The sequence below is a fragment of the Intrasporangium flavum genome, assembly GCF_001956915.1.
Taxonomy (GTDB): Bacteria; Actinomycetota; Actinomycetes; order Actinomycetales; family Dermatophilaceae; genus Monashia; species Monashia flava.
Window position 1 is genome coordinate 167,282 of record NZ_MLJO01000008.1, and the last position, 6,435, is coordinate 173,716.

Consider the following 6,435-nt stretch of genomic DNA (forward strand, 5'->3'; position numbering starts at 1 on the left):
GGGTATGACCGACAGGATCACGCGGCGATGGTGGGCCATCGCCATCGTCATTCTCGCGCTTGCAGGGGCCATGGGCGTCGTCGGCGCCGTCGGGGAGGCGACGCGCACCGCCTCGACCACCGACGCGTTGCCGGTCGGCTCCGACAGCGCTGCCGCCGCGCAGCTGCGCGAGCGCCTGCCCGAGGTCAAGGGCTCGAGCGCCGTCGTCCTCTTCTCGCGGGAGGGCGGGCGCCTCGACGCCGCCGACCTCGCGGCCGTGCAGGAGCGCGCGGCGGCGCTGCCCGGCGGGGGCCGCATCCCGCCGCAGCGCAGCGACGACGGCACGGCCGCGCTGGTCGTCGTGCCCGTCACCGCGACCGACGCGACCGGTACGGGCAAGGCCGTCGCCGACATCCGCACCACCGCCCGCGAGGGCCTGCCCGAGGGACTCACTGCGCAGGTCACCGGCCCGGCCGCCGTCGAGGCCGACCTCGCCAAGGTCTTCGACGGCGCCAACACGCGGCTGCTGCTCGCGACGGCGTCGGTCGTCGCACTGCTGCTGGTGCTGACCTACCGCAGCCCGATCCTCTGGGTCGTACCGCTCGTCGTCGTCGGCGTGGCCGACCGCGTCGCCGCGGTCGTCGCCACGCACGTACTGTCGGCCTTCGGGCAGGCCTGGGACGAGTCGACGATCGGCATCCTGTCGGTCCTCGTCTTCGGCGCCGGCACCGACTACGCCCTGCTGCTCATCTCCCGCTACCGCGACGAGCTGCGCCACCACGAGGACCGCCGCGAGGCGATGTCCCTCGCCCTGCACCGCACCGCCGAGGCCGTCCTGTCGAGCGCGGTCACGGTCGTCGTCGGCCTCCTGACGCTGCTGCTCTCGCTCTTCCCGGCGACGCGCGGGCTCGGGCTCGCCTGCGCCGTGGGCGTGGTCGTCGCCGCGGCGTTCGTGCTCCTCGTCCTGCCGGCCACCCTCGTGTGCTTCGGGCGCTGGGTCTTCTGGCCGCGCGTGCCGCACGTCGGCCAGGAGTCGCTCGCCGACGGCCACTCCCTCTGGCGCCGCGTCGGCGACCGCGTGGCCGCGCACCCGCGACGCGTCATCGCCGTGACGCTCGTCGTGCTCGCCGCCATGGCGAGCGGGCTGCTCGCCGTCGACACCGGCCTCAAGCAGTCCGACCAGTTCCTCACCAAGCCCGAGGCCATCGCGGCCGGGGAGCGTCTCGCCCAGTCGTTCCCGGCCGGCAGCGCCGACCCTGCCGTCATCGTCACCACGGGCGACGCCGAGGCGGTCCGCACGGCCGCGGCCGGGGTCGACGGCGTGGCGAGCGCCCGGGTCACGGCGCGCGGCGACGGCGTCGCCGAGGTGGACGCCGTGATCTCCGCCGCGCCGAGCTCTCCCGAGGCGACGTCCACCGTTCGCGCCCTGCGCGACGCCGTGGCGCCGATCGCGCAGACCCACGTCGGCGGCACCGAGGCCGTCGCGCTCGACCAGGCGGAGGCGTCCTCGCGCGACCGGTTCGTCATCCTGCCGATCGTCCTGGGCCTCGTCCTCGTCGCGCTCGGCCTGCTGCTGCGCTCCGTGGTCGCGCCGCTCGTCCTCGTCTCGACCGTCGTGGCGACCTACCTGGCCAGCGTCGGCGCGTCGTGGTGGATCTTCACGAAGGTGTTCGGGTTCGAGGCCCTCGACGACAACGCGCCGCTCTACGCCTTCGTCTTCCTCGTGGCACTCGGCGTCGACTACAACATCTTCCTCGTCACCCGGGCGCAGGAGGAGACGCGGCGGCACGGGCCACGCCTCGGCATGCTCCGCGGGCTCGCGGCGACCGGTGGCGTCATCACGAGCGCCGGCATCCTCCTCGCCGCGGTGTTCGCGGTGCTGGGAGTCCTGCCGCTCGTCGTGCTGGCCCAGATCGGCGTCATCATCTGCGTCGGCGTGCTGCTCGACACCCTCGTCGTGCGCACGCTGCTCGTGCCGGCCATCGCCATCGTCCTCGGCGACCGGTTCTGGTGGCCGCGCCGCATCCGCCGGGTGGAGGCCGTCGAGATTCCGACCTCCGAGCTGCAGCACGTCTGACCGCTCGGGCCGCCGTCACCACCGTCACGAAGCCACGCGGGAGGTGCGCCAGGTCGCGCCATGGCGCACTTCCCGCACCCAGGGCCCCGGGAACGCCGCGCCAAGTCCGCCATGGCGCACTTCCAGTGCCCGAAAGCCCGGGAACGCCGCGCCAAGTCCGCCATGGCGCACTTCTCGTCCGGCCCGATCGGTGCGCCTGGCTTGATCCTCCACAAACCTTTGACAAACGCTTGACAGGCAGTGGCGGGCACCCCGACGCTGAGGCGTCGAACCTTTGACAAACCGTGGACGCTCGGGGAGACACAGGAGTCACCGATGAAGATCGTCACCGCCACCGCCGCCCTGGCCCTGGCCGCCACCGCCGCCCTCACGAGCGCCGGCTCGGCGTCCGCGGCGCCGGACACCGCCTGCATGCGGGCCGGGATGAACACGCTCAAGTCGCTCGGCGTCTTCTCGAAGGTCGCGAGCAGCGGGCTGCCGATCTCGACCGCCCTGGCGGTCGGGGTCACGCCCCGGCCCGGCGCCGACATCAGCGGCGTGCCCGACCCGATCCCGCTCAGCCTCCTGCTCGCCGACCACCGCGCCGGCAGCAGCAGCCTGTTCGTCTACCCGTGGTGCGGGTGACGGGCGCGGGTGACGTGCTGCGGGTGAACCCGTGAGCGAGCCGGTCCCCACCGGCTGACCGTCGCGCGGGGGTCGGCGGGTCGGGGTGGCGTCGGGGCCGCCCCGACCCCACCCGATCCGGCCCCCGCCCGCACACCCTCGACCACCTTCCCTCGACCACCACGACTCCCGCCGGACGTGCTGCGCTCCCGTCCGGCGGGGCGCGGCGTGGACCACGAGCCCGACCTTCCCAGCCCGTGGTCCACGCTCGCGGCAGTTCCGGCCCGCCTCAGCCGACGGGCGTGGCCGCGCCCGACCCGACGCCGTCGGCGACTTCTAGACCGTCGGCCTCCGCACCGGGGGCCCCGCCCCGGGGCAGGAAGGCGAGCGCCACCAGCGCGCCGGCCACGAGGACCCCAGCCGCCACGACGTCGGTGACGTGCATGCCGTGCACGTAGGCCGCACGGGCCGCGGCGAGCACGCCGTCGCCCGTCGCGCCACCGAGGCGCCCGGCGAGGACCGACGCCTCCCCCAGTGTCTGGCTCGCGGCGTCGACGACCGGCGCGGGCAGGCCCGCAGGCAGCAGCTCCACGACGCGCGAGGCGTAGGTGGCACCGAGGACGCTGCCGAGCACCGCCATCCCGAGGGCACCCCCGAGCTCGCCGGCCGTCTCGACGAGCGCCGACACCGACCCGGCCCGCTCGGCGGGCGCCACGCCGATCGCGTACTCGGTGACGAGCGTCGCGACCGACACCAGGCCCGCTGCCACGAGTGACGCGGCCACGAGCGTCACGACGATGGAGGAGTCGACGCCCGCGAGCCGCATCCCCATGAATCCCCCTGCTGCCGTGACGAACCCGATGGCCATGACGACAGGCCGCCCAACGCGTCCGGCGAGGGCCGCCGCGGCCGGCGCCGCGGCGCCGACGAAGACCGACGGCAGCAGGCTCCACAGCGCCGCGGCGAGTGCGCTGTAGCCGAGCACGGACTGGAGGTACTGGGTCACGAGCACGGCGTTGCCCATGACGCCGAACATGCCGATGACCTGCACGGCGACCGAGCCGCCGAAGCCGCGGCGACGGAAGAGCGTGAGGTCGACCATCGGGTGGGCGACGCGCGACTGGCGCCGCACGAAGGCCACCCCCGAGGCCACGCCGACGAGGAGGAACCCGGCGAGCGGCAGCGACCAGCCGTCGGCGGCGACCTGCTTGAGCACGTGGACGAGCGGCAGGATCGCGAGCAGCGACAGGACCGAGCCGACGGCGTCGACGCGGGCCGACGCGGCCTTCGACTCCGGCAGCAGGAACGGGGCGACGGCGAGCAGCGCCAGCATGACCGGGACGTTGACGAGGAACACCGAGCCCCACCAGAAGTGCGCGAGCAGGACCCCGGAGATGACCGGTCCGATGCCGACGCCGCCGGCCATGACCGCCGACCAGACACCCACCGCCCGGGCGCGCTCGCCGGGGTCGGCGAAGAGGTTGCGCACGAGGGCCAGCGTGCTCGGCATGAGGGTGGCCCCGCCGACCCCCATGAGCGCGCGGGCCGCGATGAGCCACTCGGCGCTCGGGGCCCACGCGGCGAGCAGGGAGGCGAGACCGAAGGCCAGGGCCCCGAGCAGGAGCAGCCGGCGCCGGCCCATGCGGTCGGCGAGGTTGCCCATCGTCAGGAGCAGGCCGGCGAGGACGAAGCCGTAGACGTCGAACATCCACAGCACCTGGGTGGCCGTCGGGGCGAGGGCCTCGGCGATGTGCGGCACGGCGAAGAAGAGGACCGAGACGTCCATCGACACGATGAGGAGGGGCAGGCAGAGCACGGCGAGGGCGGTCCACTCTCGACGTCCGGCCCGGGGCGAGGAGGACGGTGGTGCGACGGCGGGCGAGGCGCGCATGGCGGATCCTATCTGTGTATGACGCATAGTGTTTAGGTGGTACACAGAAGATAGGACGTAACTGCGTACCACGCAAGCAGTTGGTTAGGATCGGCCCGTGACCGACGAGAGCGCGCGACCCGCGCCAACCGCACCACCGGTGCAGCCGAGCCTGCCGCGCTACCTCCAATTGCTCTGGGGCCGCGAGCCGGAGGGCCGGCGCGGCCCCCGTCCCGCCCGGAGCATCGAGGAGATCGGCGCCGCCGCGGTCGCCATCGCCGACCGCGAGGGCCTCGACGCCGTCTCGATGAAGAGCGTCGCGAGGGCCGTCGGGTTCACGACGATGTCGCTCTACCGGTACGTCGACAGCCGCGACGAGCTCGGCGCCGTCATGCTCGACGTCGCCCTGGGCGCCCCCGACCTGCACTTCACCCCCGGCCAGGGCTGGCGGGAGCGGATCACCGCCTGGACGCGTCAGCTCTCACAGCGCCGCATGGCCCACCCGTGGACCGTCGAGGTGCGCCAGGCCGCGCCACCCCTGACCCCCAACGCGATCGAGTGGATGGAGCGCGGCCTCGAGGCGCTCGAGGGGGCCGACCTCACCTCTCAGCAGCGGCTCTCCTCGATGCTCGCCATCGACGGCTGGAACCACAACCACGTGCGCCAGTCGGTGCAGATGGGGCTCGTCGGCACGCTCGACCCCGACGGTCCGCAGGCCGACTACCTCCAGCGCATCGGCCTGCTCGTCGACGCCGAACGCTTCCCGCACCTGGTCTCCGCCGGCCCCGAGGCGCTCGACGACGAGGACGGCGACTTCTTCGACGAGGAGTTCGAGCACGGCCTGGCGCTGCTGCTCGACGGCATCGAGGCGCTCATCGCCCGATCCCGTTGAGGCTCAGCGCTCGTCGCGCTCCTTGCGCCCCTTGCGCCCCTCGCGACCCGAAGCGGCGCCACCCTCGGCGGGCACGGTGCTGGCGATGCCGGCGATGAACATGTCGACGCCGAAGGCGAAGCGCTCCTCGCCGTCGCCGTCCATCAGCTCGCCGATGTGGGAGGTCATGACCGGGAACCGGTCGCGCGGCAGGGCGGCGAAGAAGTCCCCGACCTGGGCGAAGTAGGCCCTGCCCCGCTCCTCCGACTCCTCCGGCGTGGCCCCGCCGAAGCGACGCTGCATGAGCCAGCCCTCGTACGCGTCAGCCCCGATGTAGAGCGAGATGCGGTCCATGGCCCAGGCCGCGACGTTCATCGGCACCCCACCGTCGCGCATCGCGGCGAGGAGGTCCTCCGCGCCGCGCAGGGACGCCTCGGTCGTCGGGATGTCGGCGAAGCTGAGCAGGGCGATGTCGGCGTGCCGGCGGTAGACGTCGTGGACGCCGGCGGCGAAGCGACGCAGCCCCTCCTGCCAGCCGACCGCGCGGAAGTCGGGGAAGTCGACCTCCTCGATGACCCGCTCGTGGACCCGCACGAGCAGCTCCTCGCGCGACTCGACGTAGGCGTAGAGCGAGGCGGGGCCGGTGCCGAGCTCGGTGGCGACGCGCCGCATCGTCACGCCCTCGGTGCCCTCGGCGTCGACGATCCGCAGGGCGGTGTCGACGATCCGCTCGAGCGAGATCGGCGTGCGGGCGCGGGTGGCCCGCGGCCGCGGACGCCAGGGCACCTCGGGCAGGTCGGCCGCTCCCGACCCCACCGTTCCGCCGTTGCCCATGCCGCTCCCCTCGCCGTCGCGGCCCTCGGCGGCCGCCTGACGAACATCGTACTTGACGCGAACAGTGTTCGCGAGTAGAACACTGTTCGTCACGAACATCGTTCGCCAACCGAGGAGGCACCATGACCACCCCGTCCACGACCTCGCCGCCACCCGCGGCCCCCGACGCCGCCACCGCCGGCACCGGCATCGACACCGGCA

5 protein-coding genes are annotated in these 6,435 nt (G+C 73.8%); 3 read left to right on the forward strand and 2 right to left on the reverse strand.

Features of this window, described 5'->3' with window-relative positions; genetic code table 11:
• Positions 1-4: 4 nt before the first annotated feature.
• A complete protein-coding gene (locus BIV28_RS07410) occupies positions 5-2,056 on the forward strand; it encodes an MMPL family transporter (RefSeq protein ID WP_076260607.1) in 2,052 nt (683 codons plus the stop codon).
• A 315-nt stretch (positions 2,057-2,371) separates the two neighbouring features.
• Entirely contained in the window at positions 2,372-2,680 is a 309-nt protein-coding gene (locus BIV28_RS07415; protein ID WP_076260608.1) for a hypothetical protein, read from the forward strand.
• 268 nt (positions 2,681-2,948) lie between these two features.
• On the opposite strand, the gene BIV28_RS07420 is transcribed toward BIV28_RS07415, so the two are convergent.
• The gene (locus tag BIV28_RS07420; protein ID WP_076260610.1) at positions 2,949-4,550 is read right to left on the reverse strand and encodes an MFS transporter; all 1,602 of its coding nucleotides are present in this window, start codon (positions 4,548-4,550) and stop codon (positions 2,949-2,951) included.
• 97 nt (positions 4,551-4,647) lie between these two features.
• On the opposite strand from BIV28_RS07420, the gene BIV28_RS07425 reads away from it, so the two are divergent.
• Complete coding sequence (locus BIV28_RS07425) at positions 4,648-5,421, forward strand: TetR/AcrR family transcriptional regulator (RefSeq protein WP_076260612.1); 774 nt, start codon at positions 4,648-4,650, stop codon at positions 5,419-5,421.
• 3 nt (positions 5,422-5,424) lie between these two features.
• Here BIV28_RS07425 and BIV28_RS07430 read toward each other — a convergent pair whose 3' ends face one another.
• On the reverse strand, positions 5,425-6,234 hold the full coding sequence (locus BIV28_RS07430; protein ID WP_076260614.1) for a TetR/AcrR family transcriptional regulator: 810 nt from the start codon (positions 6,232-6,234) through the stop codon (positions 5,425-5,427).
• Positions 6,235-6,435 lie beyond the last annotated feature (201 nt).